The organism is Bradyrhizobium sp. BR 10289 (assembly GCF_019455385.1).
GTDB lineage: Bacteria > Pseudomonadota > Alphaproteobacteria > Rhizobiales > Xanthobacteraceae > Bradyrhizobium.
In genome coordinates this window covers 18635-34882 of the sequence record NZ_JACOFR010000032.1, presented here as the reverse complement: position 1 = coordinate 34882, position 16248 = coordinate 18635, and the positions used below count along the sequence as shown (strand labels likewise).

Sequence of the window (16248 nt, the reverse complement as noted above, 5' to 3'; positions counted from 1 at the left end):
GCCTCAGTTCAAAGGATCGGCCGCGTTGCACTGCAGCACGACAAGCCAACACAAAGTTGGCAAAACATGGTGCGTCCATGCGTTGCATGGATAGCACTCGAATGAAACGAGGAGGAAGCGCGATGACGGAGGCCGGACGACATCGTCGCTGGTTGTTTTCACTGTGGGCCCTGGTTGCCTCCTGCGCGCTGGGCGACGCCGCCCTGGCGCAGACCAGCGAGACCGGCGACCTCTCGTTCGAGCTGGTCGATCCGAAAGTGCTGCGGGTTTGCGCCGATCCGCGCAATCTGCCGTTCTCCAACGAGAAGGGCGAGGGGCTGGAGAACAAGCTCGCCGAGCTCTTCGCGGACAAGCTCCAGAAGAAGCTCGACTACGTGTTCTTTCCGCAGGCGACCGGCTTCGTGCGGATGACGCTGGGCGCGCATCGCTGCGACGTCATCATGGGCTTTCCGCAAGGTGACGACCTCGTGCAGGGGACCAATCCCTATTACCGCACGTCCTATGCGCTGGTCTCGAAGGCTGGCAGCGGGCTCGAGGATGTCGACACGCTGGAGGATGCAAGGCTCAAGGGCAAGCATGTCGGCATCGTCGCCGGCACGCCGCCCGCCACCAACATGGCGCTCGCGGGCCTGATGGGGGACGCAAAGCCCTATCCGCTGATGATCGACACCCGCTACGACAATTCCGCGCAGGCCATGATCGATGACCTCGCCAGCGGCAAGATCGACGCCGGCGTGCTGTGGGGACCGATGGCGGGGTATTATGCGAAGAAGGTCGGCGCGATGCATGTCACGCCGCTGGTGAAGGAGACCACCGGACCAAAACTGGTCTATCGCATCGGCATGGGCGTCAGGCCCGCGGACCAGAACTGGAAGCGGCAGCTCAACAAGCTGATCCAGGAGAACCAGGGCGAGATCAACAAGATCCTGACCGACTTCGGCGTGCCTCTGCTCGACGAGAACGACAAGCCGCTTGGCGCGGAGACGGCCAAGAAGGCACCATGAGGCGGCGGATCGCCGCTGCGCTCGTCGCTGCGGTGCTGCTCGCCCCGGCATCGGCGCAGCAGCAGGAGCCGTTCGAGCCCGAGGGCTTTCGCACGGACAATTACCGCGCCCCCGTGCCGGCGACCCTGGCCGGCGCCCGCGTGCTCACGACGGAAGAGGCTGAGGCGATCTGGCGCGCGAAGAGCGGTGCGTTCATCGACGTGCTGCCGCGGCCACCGAAGCCGAAGAACCTGCCGGAGGGCACAGTCTGGCGCGATACCCCGCGGAAAAACATTCCGGGCAGCCTGTGGCTGCCGGACACCGGCTACGGCACGCTGCCGCCGGCTATGGACGATTATTTCCAGCGTGGCCTTTCAAATGCATCGCACGGCGACAAGGCCGCTCTGCTGGTGATCTACTGCCTCGCCGATTGCTGGATGTCGTGGAACGCTGCCAAGCGCGCGCTGGCTTACGGCTATTCCAACATTGCCTGGTACCCCGACGGCACCGACGGCTGGGAGCGCGCGAAGCTGCCGACCGAAGAGGCGCAGCCGGAGCCGCGGCCGGAACAGTAACTCAGGCTCGTCTTGCCCGAAACTGTCCCAGGCATCCACGTTCTTCGGCCGCGCGGCTAGGCGTGGATGGCCGGGACAGGCCCGGCCATGACGGCGGTGCAAGCGGAGAGCTGAAACTACTGCTTCTGCAGCTTCGTTAGCGTCCCGGCGCCGTTATTGTCCGTCGCCGAGTACGTCACCCGATCGCCCGCATGCACGGCATCAAGCATCGCGGCGTCCTTGGCCTTGAACTGCTGCAGCGCGCCGGCGCCGCCAGCGCTGCCGCCGACCGTGCCCTTCTGCATCTGCTGGATCGAGATCGTGTTGTTGAGCCGATCGATCCTCGTGACCATTCCGGTCAAGTCGTCGGCGAAGGCACTGGATGCGAGCATGCTGATGACCGCAGCGCCTGCGAGGATGAATTTCGTGGTTCCCATCGAGGCCTCCCGGCATTCGAGATTCACATCGACAAGCCATCCTAGTCCGATTTGGTTCCGGCAAACAGCCGCCAAAGGTTAACGATCGCGTTGATATCGGGGAACTTATCCGAAAGCCGTCAGCGAGGCTGACGCTATTCCATTTCCTGCTGGATCAAGCGGCCCAGCGCGAACAGGCGCTGATCGATCGCGGTGGGAACCTCGCAGACGAATCGCACCACCTTGTTGCGGTCCTCGAAGATGCGGGTCTTCCAGATCAGCTCATTGCTGAGCGCGTCGACCTTGGCGTCGTCGCGCGAGCTTGCGCCCTGCAGCGCCTGGAGCTGAATGGTTTCTTCCCGGATCTTGTCGGCGGCGTCGCGCTGCTTGCGGCTGACGCGTTCGAGCCCGTTCATGACCTGGGAGCGCTGGGCGTTGAGCGTGTCGAACAGGCCCGCGAACAGCAGCTTGGCGTTGGCGGTCTTGTCCGACCCGGAGCCGGACAAAAATTCCTTTACGGATTTTTCGGCCTCGTCCATCGGCGTCTTGCGCGCCGAAAGCTTTGACACCAGCGCGGCCACCTTGGCGTCGTCCTTCCATTTGGTCTCGGCGTCGCCGAGCTCCGGGCCGGCCCAGACGGCGGCGAGCGAGATCTCGGGCACCTTGGCCTGTGCGCAGGGCCAGTTGGGATAGCGCGGATCGGCCGCGTGCACGGCCGTGCTCGCAGCCGCGAGCGTCAGAACCGCCACCGCCCAAACCCGAACGATCATCCTTCGCCTCCCGCAGGGCCTCGTCGCGTCAGCCCGCGCGAGGGATCATAGGCCCAAATCGCGCCGATCATGAAGACGATTGTGCAGCCCGCGACCACCGCCAGCGAGATCCAGTTGATCTGTCCATACAGCGCAAACCGGATCAGCTCGACTGCATGGGTGAATGGATTGGCCTCGCAGAGGTAATAGAGATAGGGGCTGCCCTCCTGGACGCGCCATAGCGGATAGAGCGCGGAGGATGCGAAGAACATCGGGAAAATCACAAAATTCATCACGCCGGCAAAATTCTCCAGCTGCTTGATGCCGGACGAGATCAGCATGCCGAGCGAGCCCAGCATCAATCCGGACAGCACCAGCGCCGGCAGCACCGTGAGATAGCCCGAGGGCGGCGGGGTGATGTCCCAGAACCAGGCGATCAGCAGGAACGCATAGACCTGGAGCAGCGACACCGCGGTGCCCGCAAGCAGCTTGCAGAACAGGAGGAAGCCGCGCGGCAGCGGGCTCACCAGCAGCGTCCGCATATTGCCCATCTCGCGGTCATAGACCATCGAGAGCGAGGACTGCATGCCATTGAACAGCTGGATCATCGCCATCAGTCCCGGCGCGATATAGACCTCGTAGAGGATGTAGGTCTCGTAAGGAGGGATGATGGAAATGCCGAGCACCTGACGGAAGCCGGCGGCAAAGATGAACAGCCACACCAGCGGCCGCACCAGCGCGGAAACGAAGCGCTCGCGCTGATGCAGGAAGCGCAGGCCCTCGCGCCAGACAATGCCGGTGAGGCAGGTCATGTACTCGGAGGTCGAGAAGCCGCGCGGTGCCTCGCGCGTAGTGATGCTGCTCATGCGCCGCCGCCCGCCGGCATGGTTTGCGCGCCGGTGAGGCGCATAAAGGCGGTGTTGACGTCCTGGGCGCCGGCTTCGGTGATGACGCGGTTCATCGGTCCCTGCGCCAGCACCTTGCCCTGGTGCAGCACCACCAGATCGTCGCCGGCCATGATCTCGTCGAACAGGTGCGTCGCCCAGAGCACGCCGATGCCTTGCTCGGTCACGAGCTGGCGGACATGGCTGATGATGTCGGCGCGCGCCTTGACGTCGAGGCCGACGGTCGGCTCATCCAGCAGCAGCAGGCGCGGCCGGTGCAGCAGGGCGCGGGCGATCTCCAGCCGCCGCATCTGGCCGCCGGAGAGATCGCGCACCTTGCTGGCGGCGCGATCAGAGAGCCCGATGCGATCGAGCAGCTCGGCAGCTCGCGCGCGGGCTTCGCGGCGGCTGATGCCGTGCAGCGCGGCGTGATAGAGCAGGTTCTGCGTCAGCGACAGATCGAGATCGAGCGTGCGCGGCTGGAATACGACGCCGAGCAGCCGCAACGCTTCTCCGGGGCTCTTGCCGACGTCGTGGCCGAAAATGCCGACGCGGCCGGTCTGGATGCCGAACAGGCGTGTGATCAGCGAGAACAGCGTGCTCTTGCCGGCACCGTTGAGCCCGAGCAGCGCGGTAAAGCTTGCAGGCTGTACATTGAAGGAGACGTCCATCAACGCGCGCCGCGGGCCATACAAATGGCTGACGCCGTCGATCGACAGCGCCGGCACCGCGCCCGGATCGGGGCGGGGCGCTTCGCGTGGCTCGGCGATGGGAGCAGGGCTGGTCATGGCGCGATCGTGATGCCCCAGGGCAGTTCGCCCACCTGAATGGTCTTGATCACCTTTTGCGCGGCGACGTCGATGACGGAGACGTCGTTCGACACGCCGTTGGTGGTGAGCAGGTATTTTTCATCAGGCGTGAACGCCATGTGCCAGACGCGCTGTCCGACCAGCAGATATTTGGTCACCTTGCGCGCGCCGACATCGACCACGGCGACGCGGTTGGCGGGGCCGAGCGCGACGAAGGCGGTCTTGTCGTCCTTGGTCATGGCGATGCCGACCGGCTGGATCGCCTCTTTCCGCAGGCCCGGAATCTCGAAATTGACCTTGCCGATCACCTCGTGCTTTCCGGGATCGATGACCGAGACGGTGCCGCCGATCTCGGAGGATATCCAGACTTCGGAAGCATCGTGCTTGAACTCGGCATAGCGCGGCCGCGCGTCGACCAGCACATTGGCGACGATCTGGCGCGAACTGGTGTCGATGAAATGCGCCATGTTGGTCGTTTCCGACGTGTTGATCAGAATCTTGCCGTCGGGGCTGATGGTCATCCCCTCGGGCTCGACGCCGACCTGGATATCGCCGAGGCGGGTGCGTTTCTCCAAGTCGATCACGGTGACCGTATTGTCGTTCTCGTTGGCGACATAGAGAATTTTTCCCGCCGCATCCTGGGCGAACAGTTCCGGGTCGGGGCCGGACGGCAGGCTGTCCACCACGGCTTGCGTCTTGGCGTCGATGACCTGGATGGTGTCGTCATCGCCGACCGCGACCATCACGAATTTCCCGTCACGCGTGAACTCGATACCGCGCGGGCGCTGACCGACCTTGATGGTCTTCGTCACCGTCCAGCTGTCGGTGTCGATCACCGAGACCGTGTTGCTCTTCTCGTTCGAGACATAGGCAATGAACGCATGTGCGGGCGCGGCCGCCAGCAACAGTCCGGACAGAAGTCCAACGCGCCACATGAGCCACGTTCCGCTACGGGTTGGCTTCACCTCTCCCGCTTGCGGGAGAGGTCGCATCGCATCGCGAGATGCGATGCGGGTGAGGGTTCTTTCCTCTGGGGGGCTCTCGCGAGTTGAGACACCCTCTCCCCAACCCTCCCCCGCAAGCGGGGGAGGGGGCGCAGCGTCATCGCAGTGGCGGCTCGAACTCATCTCACAATGCTCATTTCAGCTTGCATTTGCTCTCCGGGCGATCGTAGCCGAGCGTGTCGAGCTCGGAGACCTGATGCAGAAAACCTTCCTGCGGCGACACCGACACCACCATGCGGCCGTCGACCAGCAGGATCGGCTGGCGCAGTTGCAGATTCCAGTCGCGCAGGGTTAGCTTTGTGCCCTTGAACGCGGCGACGGAGAAATCCGGACCCTTGATGAAATCGGTGACCTTCTGGACGTCGCCGGAATTGGTGCGCGAGGTGGCTTCGCCGATCATGCGCACCGCGGTCCAGGCCTGCATGTCGAGCGGCGTCATGCGCCGCGCATTCAGCTTGATGAAACGGTTCTGCATCTGGATCGCGCCCCACTGGTCCTGCGATGCGTCCCAGCTGCGCGGCACGAGGCCGGCTGAGCCTGCGACGGGGCGGGGATCCCAGGTGCGATAGGGCAGATAGGCGCCGAACACTTCGCTCTCGTCGGCGGCAACGAGCACGTCGTAGGCCGGCGCGCCTTGCGAGAACACCGGGATCTGGCGCTGGATCAACGTCACCCCGCTGTCCGTGCGCCGCGCGCCACCTTTGTCCTCGAAGATCTTCTCCTGGACGATCTTGGCGCCGAACCGAGTGGCCGTGCGCCGGAGCGCATCGGCGAACAGTCTGTCCTCGTCATGCGAGCCGACCACCAGCAGCCAGCGCGACCATTTCTTCCACACCAGGTATTGGCCGAGCGCATCCGCCAGCATCGCGCGCGTCGGCGCGGTGTGAATGACATTCGCGCGGCAATCGGCCTCGCGCAGCCGCTCGTCGATCGCGCCGGCATTGAACAGCAGGGTGCCGCGGTCGCGCAGGGCGTCGGAGACTTTCAGCAGGGCATCAGCCGGCAGGTCGGCGATGATGAAACCGTTGCGCGCGGCGAGGTCGGTTGCAGCTTGCACGGCGTCCTCGCCCTCCTTGATGCGACGCTCCTCCAGCGTGAAGCGCTGGTTAAGAAATTTTCCTGTGGTGTTGTTGTCCTCGATGGCGAGGCGCGCACCCGCAACGCCGTCGTTCTCCGCGGGCTGCTCCACCAGCGACAGCGTCGATTTCGTGCCGGCGAGGCCGAGATAGCCGACGCCGATCTGGGCAGGCTCTGCCGCGAGCGCGCTCGTCGCGGCAAGACTCCAGCCGATCAGTCCGGCCAACCATCGGATCATGCTTCCTCCGTGCGCTCCCCGGCTTGACCGCCAGCGGAGAATTGTTTCTGCTTCAAGCATGACCAATTTGTCGGGGCATGCAACCCCGCATTTCGTCCTTGCGCGCATGGAGGCGGAATCACGATCATGCGAGTGCTGATTTGTTTCGCAGCTTTGCTGTTGACGGTCTCGGCCGCGCTGGCCGACCCGCCGAAGCTTGTCGTGTTCGATTTCGAGCTGATCGACACCAGCCTGCCCGGTGAGTTCTATGGCTCCAAGCCCGAGGAGGCGCGCCTCTTGCGCATCAGCGAGCAGCTGCGCAAGGAACTGGCGGAGTCAGGCAAGTTCCAGCTGCTCGACGTTGCGCCGGTCAGGGACGCCGCCCGTCACGCGAACTTGCAGGCCTGCGGCGGCTGCGACCTCAAGCTTGCCGGGGAGCTCGGCGCCGAGCTCGAGATCACCGGCATGGTGCAGAAGGTCTCGAACCTGATCATCAACCTGAACATTTACCTGCGCGACGTGAAGACCGGCACGATGATCACCGCCGCCAGCGCCGACATGCGCGGCAACACGGATGAATCCTGGTCGCGCACGATGAGCTACCTGATCCGCAATAGGTTGCTGGCGCCGAATTACGGCAAACCGTGAGGTCTTCGCCTCTCCCCGCAAGCGGGGCGAGGGAGAAGAAATCACCCCTTCAACCTCTCCGCATGCCAGTGCAGATGATCGCCCATGAAGGTCGAGATGAAATAGTAGCTGTGGTCATATCCCGGCTGCCGCCGCAGCGTCAGCGGGATACTTGCCTTGGCGCAGGCGGCCTCCAGCAACTCGGGCTTGAGCTGCTCCTTCAGGAAATTGTCGGCATCGCCGACGTCGACCAGGAAGCCGGAATATTTCGCGCCGTCCTCGATCAGCGCCACCGTGTCGTGGTTGCGCCAGCTATCCTTGTTCGGTCCGAGATAGCCGGTGAGGGCCTTGATGCCCCAGGGCACCTGTGACGGCGCAACGATCGGGGCGAAGGCGCTGGCCGCGCGATAGCGGTGCGGGTTGCGCAGCGCCACCGTCAGCGCGCCGTGGCCGCCCATGGAATGGCCCATCACCGATTGCCGCCTGGCATCGACCGGAAAGTTCTCCGCCACAAGCTTCGGCAGCTCGTCGGTGACATAGCTCCACATGTGATAATTGCGCGCGAACGGCTCTTGCGTGGCGTCGACATAGAAGCCGGCGCCGAGGCCGAAATCATAGGCATTGTTGGCATCGCCGGGCACGTCTGGCCCGCGCGGTGAGGTGTCAGGCGCGACGAAAATCAGGCCGAGCTCGGCACACGCTCTGCGGAATTCACCCTTCTCGGTGACGTTGGCATGGGTGCAGGTGAGGCCGGAGAGATACCAGACCACGGGAAGCTTTGCGCCTGCTGCATGCGGAGGAACGTACACCGAGAACACCATGTCGGTTCCGGTGGCCTGGCTGGCATGGCGATACACGCCCTGCACGCCGCCGTAAGATGTATTGGTCGAGACCGTCTGGATCGTCATGCCGTTTTGCTCCGTGGCACCTCGCCACATCAATAGTGCAACGCTTATGTGACCGAATTCGTGGCGATGCGTATCGTCAGGCGACGCCGCTGTCGATCGCCAATCGCACCAGCTCCACCGAGGTCTTCACGCCAAGCTTCTGGCGCATGATCGAGGAGGTGTTGGCGACGGTCTTGTACGACGATTGCACCAGCCAGGCGATCTCCGACAGGCTCTTGCCGGCGCTGAGCAGCCGCAGGATCTCCATCTCGCGTGCATTCAGCTTGGAGAGCGGGCTCTGCGCCAGCGTCGGCCCTGCGAAGGCGATGCTGCGCGCGATCGCGGTCGGCAGATAGGTGCCGCCGCTGCCGACGGTACGGATTGCTTCGACGAGATCGTCGGGGTCGCCGGTCTTGGAGACGTAGCCCTTGGCGCCGCACTCGATCGCGCGCGCGGCGAAAGCCGGGTCGTCATTCATGCTGAACATGATGATACGGGCTTCCGGCGCGCGCTCGAGGATACGGCGCGCCAGCTCGAAGCCGGAGACGGTCGGCAGATTGATGTCGATCACGCAGAGGTCGGGGCGCTCGACGATGAAGACGCATTCGCCGTCCTCGGCGTCGGCGGCCTCCAGAATCTCGATCTCGCCTTCGTCGGCCAGCACGGCCCGGCAGCCGGAGGCGACAATGGGATGATCGTCGACGATCAGAATGCGCATAGGCGTTCCCCGTACCAGCGTCGGCCTGTTTCGCGCCCGGCCGGGATTGCTGTACGCTTTCGATTAGATATCGGGCGCTTCGCCTCTGTCAACGTCATCCGACAGGTGCAAGCCAGCCTTCGCGGGGCACGGGCGACACCAATGTGGCAAAATCTTTCCTTGCGCGCGCGCATCAACCTGCTGCTGGCGCTTTTGCTGGCACTCGGGCTCGCGGTGAACATCGGCCGTCAGGTCGCCGAGGCCGGTCCCCGCGTGCAGGCCGAGGACCAGAGCGTGATCCGGCTTGCCCGCGAGTTCATCGAGATGATCGTGGCTGATCTGAACGAGGCGCCCGATCCGGAGGCGCGGCTGAACCAGATTGCGCGCGATCTCAGCCGCTTGCGCCATGTCAGCATCGCGCTCAGGGATTCCGGCGGGAACCCGCTGACGCCGCCGCGCCCCGATACCGATGACGACACGCGCGGGCCGCCGGTCTGGTTCGTCAACCTGGTTCATCCCGAGCAGACCGCGGTCAGCGTCCCCGTCTCGCTCCACGGCAAGCCCGGCTCGCTCGTCATCATCTCGCATCCTGACGACGAGATCGCCGAGATCTGGGACGCCATCGTCACGCAGCTCGAGGTCGGCTCGGTGATCGCGCTCGCGCTGTTTTTCCTGATGATGACGGTGGTCGGCCGTGCACTCACCCCGCTCCAGTCCCTGGCGCAGACCATGACCGAGCTCGAGGGCGGTCATTATGATGCCCGTGTCACGCCGGGTGGTGCGCCCGAGCTTGACGCGATCTGCACCAAGCTCAACCATCTTGCGGCAACGCTTAGCGAGGCGGTCGAGGACAAGCGGCGTCTCGCTGAGCGCGCGGTGTCGGCCCAGGACATCGAGCGCAACGAGATCGCGCGCGAGCTGCATGACGAGTTCGGGCCGTATCTGTTCTCGCTGCGCGCGCATGCCAGCGCGCTGGCAAAGCTCGCGGACGGGCGCGTCCCGAGCGCGGAGGCCGTGCGAAAGCATGGCAGCGCCCTGCTGGAGCAGATCAATGCGCTCCAGCAATTCACCCGCCGTGTGCTGGAACGGCTGCGGCCGGTCGGGCTCGCCGAGCTCGGCCTCGGCCAAGCGCTGGAATCGCTGTCGCGGCTGTGGCGAGAATCGCATCCCGACGTCACGATCCAGACCACGATCTCGCCGGAGCTCGGGGCGACCGGAGAGACGGCCGACCTCACCATCTACCGCGTCGTGCAGGAAGCGCTCACCAACGTGTTCCGCCATGCCGGCGCGACCGCGGTCAATGTCGTCATCGAGCCCGCGGAGCAGCTCACGCGCGATGGGCGCCTCTGTGCCCGCGTGCGGGTCAGCGACAATGGCCGCGGCATGGAGCCGGGCCAGAAGCTCGGCTTCGGTCTCGTCGGCATGCGCGAGCGCATTCTGGCGCTGGGCGGCACGCTCAACGTTGTCTCCGGTGACGGCGGCTTGACTGTCGAAGCGCTGGTGCCGACCGCAGCGGGCTGATCAGCTCGCAGGTATTCGGGAATAATTCCCGATTTTGTCGGGAAAACGGGTGCGGATATTGCCCGACCTTTTGTGGCTGGCGGGATTGCTGCTGCCGATTACACTCGTCTCATCCAACCGGCGAAATCAAAACAGCCGGTGGTCGCGGGTGGGAAGGCTGGGATGGGCAAGCATTCTGAGTTCAGGCGTTTCTGGTTCAAGCGCCGTGTGTTGATGGCCTCGGTGTCGACCGGGCTGCTGTCGGGATTTGTCTTCGCTGCGCCCGCCGGCGCGGCGCAGGACGAGGAGACTAACGTTCAAAATCTCCCGGCGGTCGAGGTCGCGGCGCCGCCGTCCACCGTCAGGCGCAGCGCGCCGTCGCGGCCGGTCCTGCGCGCCGGCACAGCGTCGTCGAACCGGCCGAAGACGCGCCTCTACGTCTACCCGACTTCGCCGGGCACCGGCCGGGGCCTCGACGTCGACAAGGTTCCGTCGGCGATCAACGCGGTCGATGCCAACCAGATCAAGCGTACCGGCTCCCTCAACGTCGCCGACGCGCTGCGCGACAACATTCCCGGCGTCAATATCAGCGAAGTCACCGGCAATCCGTTTCAGCCGGACGTCGAGTTCCGCGGCTTCGTCGCCTCGCCTGTGACGGGTACGCCGCAGGGCCTCGCCGTGTACCAGAACGGCGTCCGCATCAACGAAGCTTTCTCCGACGCGGTCAACTGGGACCTGATCCCGACCGCCGCGATCAGGTCCGTGACCCTCGTGACCAACAATCCCGCCTTCGGCCTCAACGCGCTGGGCGGCGCGCTCAACCTGCAAATGAAGGACGGTTTCACCTATCAGGGCGCCGAGCTCGATCTGATGGGCGGCTCGTTCGGCCGCATCCAGGGCTCGGCGCAATGGGGCAAGACAGTCGACAAGAATTACGCCGTCTATGCCGCGCTCGAAGGCCTGCACGACAACGGCTTCCGCAATTTCTCGCAATCGGACGTGCGGCGCTTCTACGGCGATGTCGGCTACAAGGCGGGCGACAGCGAATTCCACGTCAATGCGGGTCTCGCCAAGAACGACTTTGGCGCCAGTGCGACTGTTCCTGCCGAACTGCTCGATAAATATTGGGGCGCGACCTACACCACGCCGCAGACCACCTCCAACCGCGTCGGCTATCTCAACCTGACCGCCAAGGCCGATGCGACGCCGACCTGGACGCTCGAAGGCAACGCCCATGTGCGCCGCTACGAGCAGAAGCTCGTCGACGGCAATCCGACCGACGTCGAGGAGTGCGCGGCCGACGCGACGCTGCTGTGCTTCGGTGACGGCGCGACGCCGGCGAACGGCACGAACGGTCTTCAGCTTGCCAATCCTTTCGCGCCGGGCACGATCCTCGGCGAGATCGACCGCAGCTCGATCCGTTCGACCACGTTCGGCGTGTCGGGGCAGGCCACCAACACCGATCAACTGCTCGGCCACGACAATCGCTTCGTGATGGGTGCAACCTACGACGCCAGCGTGACGCGCTACAACGCCACTGCCGAAATCGGCTCGATCGGAGAGAACTACGTCGTCAGCGGCAGCGGCCTCTTTTTGGGGCCAACCGGTACGATCGACACCGGCCTTGCCGGTCCCGTCTCGCTGCGGACCGTCAACCAGTATAACGGCCTCTACGCAATGGACACCTTCAACGTCACCGATGCGTTCGCCATCAGCGGCGGTGGCCGCTTCAACGTGGCGCGCATCTCGCTGGAGGATCAGCTCGGCACCGCCCTCAACGGCGATTATACCTTCACCCGCTTCAATCCCGTGATCGGCGGCACCTACAAGATCACGCCGGAGCTGACGGCCTATGCCGGCTATTCCGAGGCCAACCGCGTGCCGACGCCGCTCGAGCTCGGCTGCGCCGATCCGAACAATCCCTGCCTCATCGCGGCATTCCTCGTCTCCGATCCCCCGTTGAAGCAGGTCGTGTCCAAGACCGTGGAAGCGGGCTTGCGCGGAACGAAGGAGCTGAACATCGGCACGCTCGGCTGGAAGATCGGCGGCTTCCGCGCCACCAATTACGATGACATCCTCGCCGTTCCCGTTCCCGGACGCACCGGCTTCGGCTATTTCTCAAATGTCGGCCGCACCCGGCGGCAGGGCCTGGAAGCCGAGGTCAACATCAAGTCGCAGACGCTGCAGTTCCAGGCGAGCTACTCTTTCGTCGACGCGCGCTTCCTCGACGCACTGACCCTCGGCTCCAACAGCCCGTTCGCCGATGGCGACGGCAACATCCAGGTCTCGCCCGGCAACCAGATCCCCGCGATTCCGCGCCACCGCGTCAAGGTCGGCGTCGACTATGCGGTGACGGATGTCTGGAAGGTCGGCGGCAACGCGATCTTCGTCTCCAGCCAGTATCTGGTCGGCGACGAATCCAATCAATATGCGAAGCTGCCATCCTACACCGTGTTCAATCTCCACACCTCCTATCAGGTGACGAAGAACTTCCAGCTCTACGGCCGCGTCGACAACGTCTTCGACAAGCGCTACGCCACCTACGGCCAGTTCTTCGACCGCGGTGCCTTGCCCAACTTCACCACCGGCAGCGATTTCAACGATCCACGCTCGCTCAGCCCGGCGCGGCCGAGGGCGTTTTATGCGGGGATGCGGGTGACGTTCTGATCGCCGGCAACAACGACCTGAAGCGCGATCACAATTCATCTCGATCTCACCGTGCTTGAGGCGGCTCTTCGCCTCACCCGGGCATCGGCCGCTCAGGCGTATACGAACGCGGGCTGCGGCAGTTCGCCCGATCTCTATTCGTGCCAATCCGGAAGAACTTCGGTCCTGTGCCTGATAGTTCCGTACCTTCGTACCGGCGGAGTACTGACCACGGCCAATGATCCTGCCTGCGACACCTTGTGGGGTTGCGGTGGCCTTTAGGTCAACAATCGCTCAGTGCATTCGCCGAGCTGCTGACCGATGGACGATCGCGACGCTGAGGGCTGAGCAGGCTAATGTCAGGTCCGGAGATAACGTTTGGACCATTTCGCTTCAGCTTGGCCAGGCGCCTGCTGTTGCACGGTGAAACGCCCGTCAAGCTTGGCTCGCGGGCGGCTGCAATCTTGGGCGCTCTCCTGGAAGCGCCGGGTGAGCTGGTGTCGAGGGCCGCGCTCTACGATCGGGCGTGGCCTGGGCGGATCGTGACCGAAGCCAATCTGAAGGTTCAGATATCCGGTCTGAGAAAAGCCCTTCTTGAGTACGGAGACCTCATTCGCGCAGAGGCGTCCTTCGGATACCGCTTCGTCGGCGAGGTCGGCGTCTATCACGCGCCGAGGCGTCGATGGCGCGCGCCTGACGCGGCGAACGCGCCGATTGGCCGCGCCGCGGTGATCGGCAACATCAAGGAGCTCCTCGAGAATAACCGGCTGGTCACGGTCGTCGGGCCCGGCGGCATCGGCAAGACAACTGTCGCGCTTGCCGTCGCCCGTGAGCTTGAAGGGTCCTATAGCGATGGGGTTTGCCTGGTCGAGCTCGACCGGATTACTGACGGAAGTCAGGTCTGTGCGGCGGTCACCGGCGCGCTCGATCTGCCGGTTCACGTCGCCGCGAGCCTCGATCAGGTCCTGCTTGCGCTCCATGGCCGGCGCCTGCTGCTCCTGCTGGATTCCTGCGAGCATGTGACCGAGAATGTCGCGCTCCTCGCTGAAAGCGTGCTGAGCGACACCAGCGACGTCCACATTCTGGTGACGACCCGCGAAACCATGCGGATCGAAGGCGAACTGGTCTGGCGTCTCGACCCGCTGGAAACTCCGCCGCCGTCCGTTCCGGTGACAGCCGGGAACATCCAGGATTATTCGTCGGCGCGGTTGTTCACGCGAACCGTCTGCCACAGACTTCCGAGCTTCGTGATTGACGACACCGCCGCAGCCGCCATCGCGGATGTCTGCCGGCACCTCGACGGGATGCCCCTGGCGATCGAGCTGGCCGCGTCGATGGTCGATGTCCTCGGCCTCGACGAGGTTCGTCGCGGGCTCGACGAGTGGTTTTCACTGCTCTGGGTCGATCGCCGGACCACTATTCCGCGTCACCGTTCGCTCGCCGCCACGATCGACTGGAGCTACAACCTGCTTCCCGAGCGGGAGCGTACGGTGCTCGGGCGCCTGGCCATTTTTGCCGGCCCGTTCACCCTTGATGCCGCCATCGCGGTTGCAAGCGATGACGGTCTGGACATGGCGAGTGTCCGCGAAGCAGTGGTCGCATTGGCGAGCAAGTCGTTCCTGAGCGTCGACCATCACGCCACGCTGCTGGAGTACCGCTTGCTGGAGACGACGCGGGCCTATGCCTCTCGGGCATTGGACTCGGCGGGCGACCGGGAACTGGTCCACGAGCGCCACGCGCGGCATTTCCTCGACGTGCTCGAGCGGACGGATTGGGACGTCCAGGGTTCCGCGGCGGAGAGTGCAAGGCGGCGCGGCTATATCGACGAAGTCCGCGTCGCTCTCGATTGGGCGTTCTCGACCAATCCCGCGCTCGGCATCGCGTTGGTTCTTGCAGCCGAGCGCCTGTGGCTCGAGTTCACCTCGCTCGCGCAGGGCGTTCCTCATCTGGCGCTGGCATTGCGCTTCGCCGACAGCTGTCCCGATGTGGGGCCCGCCGTGAGATCGCGCCTGCTGGTCGCGCTGGCGGCGGCGCAGGTCTATGTACCGGGTCTCGAGGGCGCGAGCCTTTACGAGCACGCATGGCGCGCGGCGCAAATCGCGCGCGACGATTTCCTGGAGATGCGGGCCCTGTACGGCATCATCCAGAACATGCTCCTGACCAGGCGCCCCGCCTCGCCCTACATCGATGCGTTCTCGGCGGTCTGCAAGAGATCGAACGACCCCGTGATGTCGAGACTTCTCCTGCGCTGGTCTGCTTTCCAGGCCTTCGAGGCTTCCGACACGAAACTGGCCCACCAGAAATTCGAGGCGTTCCTGGACGACCGATCGGTGATTCCCCGGAGGATCTCGCTGTATTTCGGCGGTATCGACTCGGTCATTTCCTGCAAGGTCGGGCTGGGGCTCGCCAAGCTCTATCTGGGGTATTCCGGCCAGGCGAGGTCATTGCTGGCCGCGACCCTCAGCCAGGCGGAAAGCCTGGGCCACGTGACAACCCTGTATTTTGTGCTCGGCCAGGGCGCGATTTGGGCCAACCTTGCATCCGGCGATTTCGAATGCGTGAGGCTCTATTTGCGGAAGCTCGAGGCTGTCGCAAACCTTTATCGTCCATGGCGCGTCGTGGTCGATGTCTTTCAGGCGCTTTTGATCCGGGAGGAATCCCATGATCTCGAAGCGGCGGAACGCAGTCTGACCCGCAGCCTGCGAGACAGGTTCATCCTGAAGACGGGAACGCTTCATCCGATCTTGTGGGTTGAACTCGCGGACACGCGACGCTTGCTGGGCGATCTGGACGGGGCGGAGGCCGCGGCAAGGCAGGCGATGACACAATGCCTCGGCGATCGGGATGGCCGGTTCATTGGACGGTACAACCCCGTCCTCGCAAGGATCCTGATCGCGCGCGGTCGGCCGGGCGATCTGGAGGCAGCTAGGGCGCTGTTCCGGAAAGCAATCGAATTGATGCGGCTCCAGGGTATCTATTTCCATGAATGCGACGCCAGCATCGGTCTGGCCGAACTGGAGTTGATGACTGGACGGCCGGCGGTCGCGCATGCCGTCGTCAAGGAGCTGTTAGACCGTCTCGACGATCGAGAACACGTTCCCGGCCTTGCCCGAGCCCGGGAGATTTTTGACGGGACCAGAGCGGGGTCGATCGCCCGGCGGCAGATTGCCCGCTTGTCTTGATGCCTACGGCTCGAAT

Annotated in this window: 14 protein-coding genes; 6 read left to right on the top strand and 8 right to left on the bottom strand. The window is 64.4% G+C overall.

Going from position 1 to position 16248, the window contains the following annotated elements; translation table 11 throughout:
* Window positions 1-122 precede the first annotated feature (122 nt).
* Together HYH08_RS33575 and HYH08_RS33570 are read left to right on the top strand one after the other, a co-directional pair.
* Window positions 123-1004 carry a substrate-binding domain-containing protein gene (locus tag HYH08_RS33575; RefSeq protein WP_220014101.1) on the top strand — a complete coding sequence of 294 codons (882 nt, stop codon included), beginning with the start codon at window positions 123-125 and terminating at the stop codon, window positions 1002-1004.
* Window positions 1001-1558 carry a PQQ-dependent catabolism-associated CXXCW motif protein gene (locus HYH08_RS33570; protein WP_220014100.1) on the top strand — a complete coding sequence of 186 codons (558 nt, stop codon included), beginning with the start codon at window positions 1001-1003 and terminating at the stop codon, window positions 1556-1558. The genes HYH08_RS33575 and HYH08_RS33570 overlap by 4 nt, the downstream gene beginning before the upstream one ends.
* Window positions 1559-1674: 116 nt before the next feature.
* On the opposite strand, the gene HYH08_RS33565 is transcribed toward HYH08_RS33570, so the two are convergent.
* The 6 genes from HYH08_RS33565 to HYH08_RS33540 form a co-directional block, all read right to left on the bottom strand.
* Window positions 1675-1974, bottom strand: a complete 300-nt coding sequence (locus HYH08_RS33565; protein ID WP_220014099.1) for a copper-binding protein — start codon at window positions 1972-1974, stop codon at window positions 1675-1677.
* Between the two features lie 134 nt (window positions 1975-2108).
* The gene (locus HYH08_RS33560) at window positions 2109-2723 is read right to left on the bottom strand and encodes a BAR domain-containing protein (protein WP_220014098.1); all 615 of its coding nucleotides are present in this window, start codon (window positions 2721-2723) and stop codon (window positions 2109-2111) included.
* Entirely contained in the window at window positions 2720-3568 is an 849-nt protein-coding gene (locus HYH08_RS33555) for a lanthanide ABC transporter permease protein PedC (protein ID WP_220014097.1), read from the bottom strand. Before HYH08_RS33555 ends, HYH08_RS33560 begins: the two co-directional genes overlap by 4 nt.
* Entirely contained in the window at window positions 3565-4374 is an 810-nt protein-coding gene (locus tag HYH08_RS33550; protein ID WP_220014096.1) for a lanthanide ABC transporter ATP-binding protein PedB/LutE, read from the bottom strand. The genes HYH08_RS33555 and HYH08_RS33550 overlap by 4 nt, the downstream gene beginning before the upstream one ends.
* Window positions 4371-5330: a YVTN family beta-propeller repeat protein gene (locus tag HYH08_RS33545; RefSeq protein ID WP_220014095.1), complete on the bottom strand. Its 960-nt coding sequence runs from the start codon at window positions 5328-5330 to the stop codon at window positions 4371-4373. Before HYH08_RS33545 ends, HYH08_RS33550 begins: the two co-directional genes overlap by 4 nt.
* Window positions 5331-5532: 202 nt before the next feature.
* Entirely contained in the window at window positions 5533-6714 is a 1182-nt protein-coding gene (locus HYH08_RS33540; protein WP_220014094.1) for a lanthanide ABC transporter ABC transporter substrate-binding protein PedA1, read from the bottom strand.
* A 126-nt stretch (window positions 6715-6840) separates the two neighbouring features.
* On the opposite strand from HYH08_RS33540, the gene HYH08_RS33535 reads away from it, so the two are divergent.
* Window positions 6841-7341: a DUF3280 domain-containing protein gene (locus HYH08_RS33535; protein ID WP_220014093.1), complete on the top strand. Its 501-nt coding sequence runs from the start codon at window positions 6841-6843 to the stop codon at window positions 7339-7341.
* 41 nt (window positions 7342-7382) lie between these two features.
* Here HYH08_RS33535 and fghA read toward each other — a convergent pair whose 3' ends face one another.
* Both fghA and HYH08_RS33525 read right to left on the bottom strand, forming a co-directional pair.
* Window positions 7383-8228, bottom strand: a complete 846-nt coding sequence (gene fghA / locus HYH08_RS33530; protein WP_220014092.1) for an S-formylglutathione hydrolase — start codon at window positions 8226-8228, stop codon at window positions 7383-7385.
* A gap of 76 nt (window positions 8229-8304) precedes the next feature.
* Window positions 8305-8925, bottom strand: a complete 621-nt coding sequence (locus HYH08_RS33525; RefSeq protein WP_220014091.1) for a response regulator — start codon at window positions 8923-8925, stop codon at window positions 8305-8307.
* A 141-nt stretch (window positions 8926-9066) separates the two neighbouring features.
* Between HYH08_RS33525 and HYH08_RS33520 the strand changes: the two genes are divergently transcribed.
* The 3 genes from HYH08_RS33520 to HYH08_RS33510 all read left to right on the top strand — a co-directional run bounded on the left by HYH08_RS33520 (window position 9067) and on the right by HYH08_RS33510 (window position 16232).
* Window positions 9067-10425 carry a histidine kinase gene (locus HYH08_RS33520; protein ID WP_220014090.1) on the top strand — a complete coding sequence of 453 codons (1359 nt, stop codon included), beginning with the start codon at window positions 9067-9069 and terminating at the stop codon, window positions 10423-10425.
* A 162-nt stretch (window positions 10426-10587) separates the two neighbouring features.
* On the top strand, window positions 10588-13071 hold the full coding sequence (locus tag HYH08_RS33515; protein WP_220014089.1) for a TonB-dependent receptor: 2484 nt from the start codon (window positions 10588-10590) through the stop codon (window positions 13069-13071).
* A gap of 335 nt (window positions 13072-13406) precedes the next feature.
* Window positions 13407-16232: an ATP-binding protein gene (locus HYH08_RS33510; protein WP_228748255.1), complete on the top strand. Its 2826-nt coding sequence runs from the start codon at window positions 13407-13409 to the stop codon at window positions 16230-16232.
* Window positions 16233-16248: the final 16 nt, after the last annotated feature.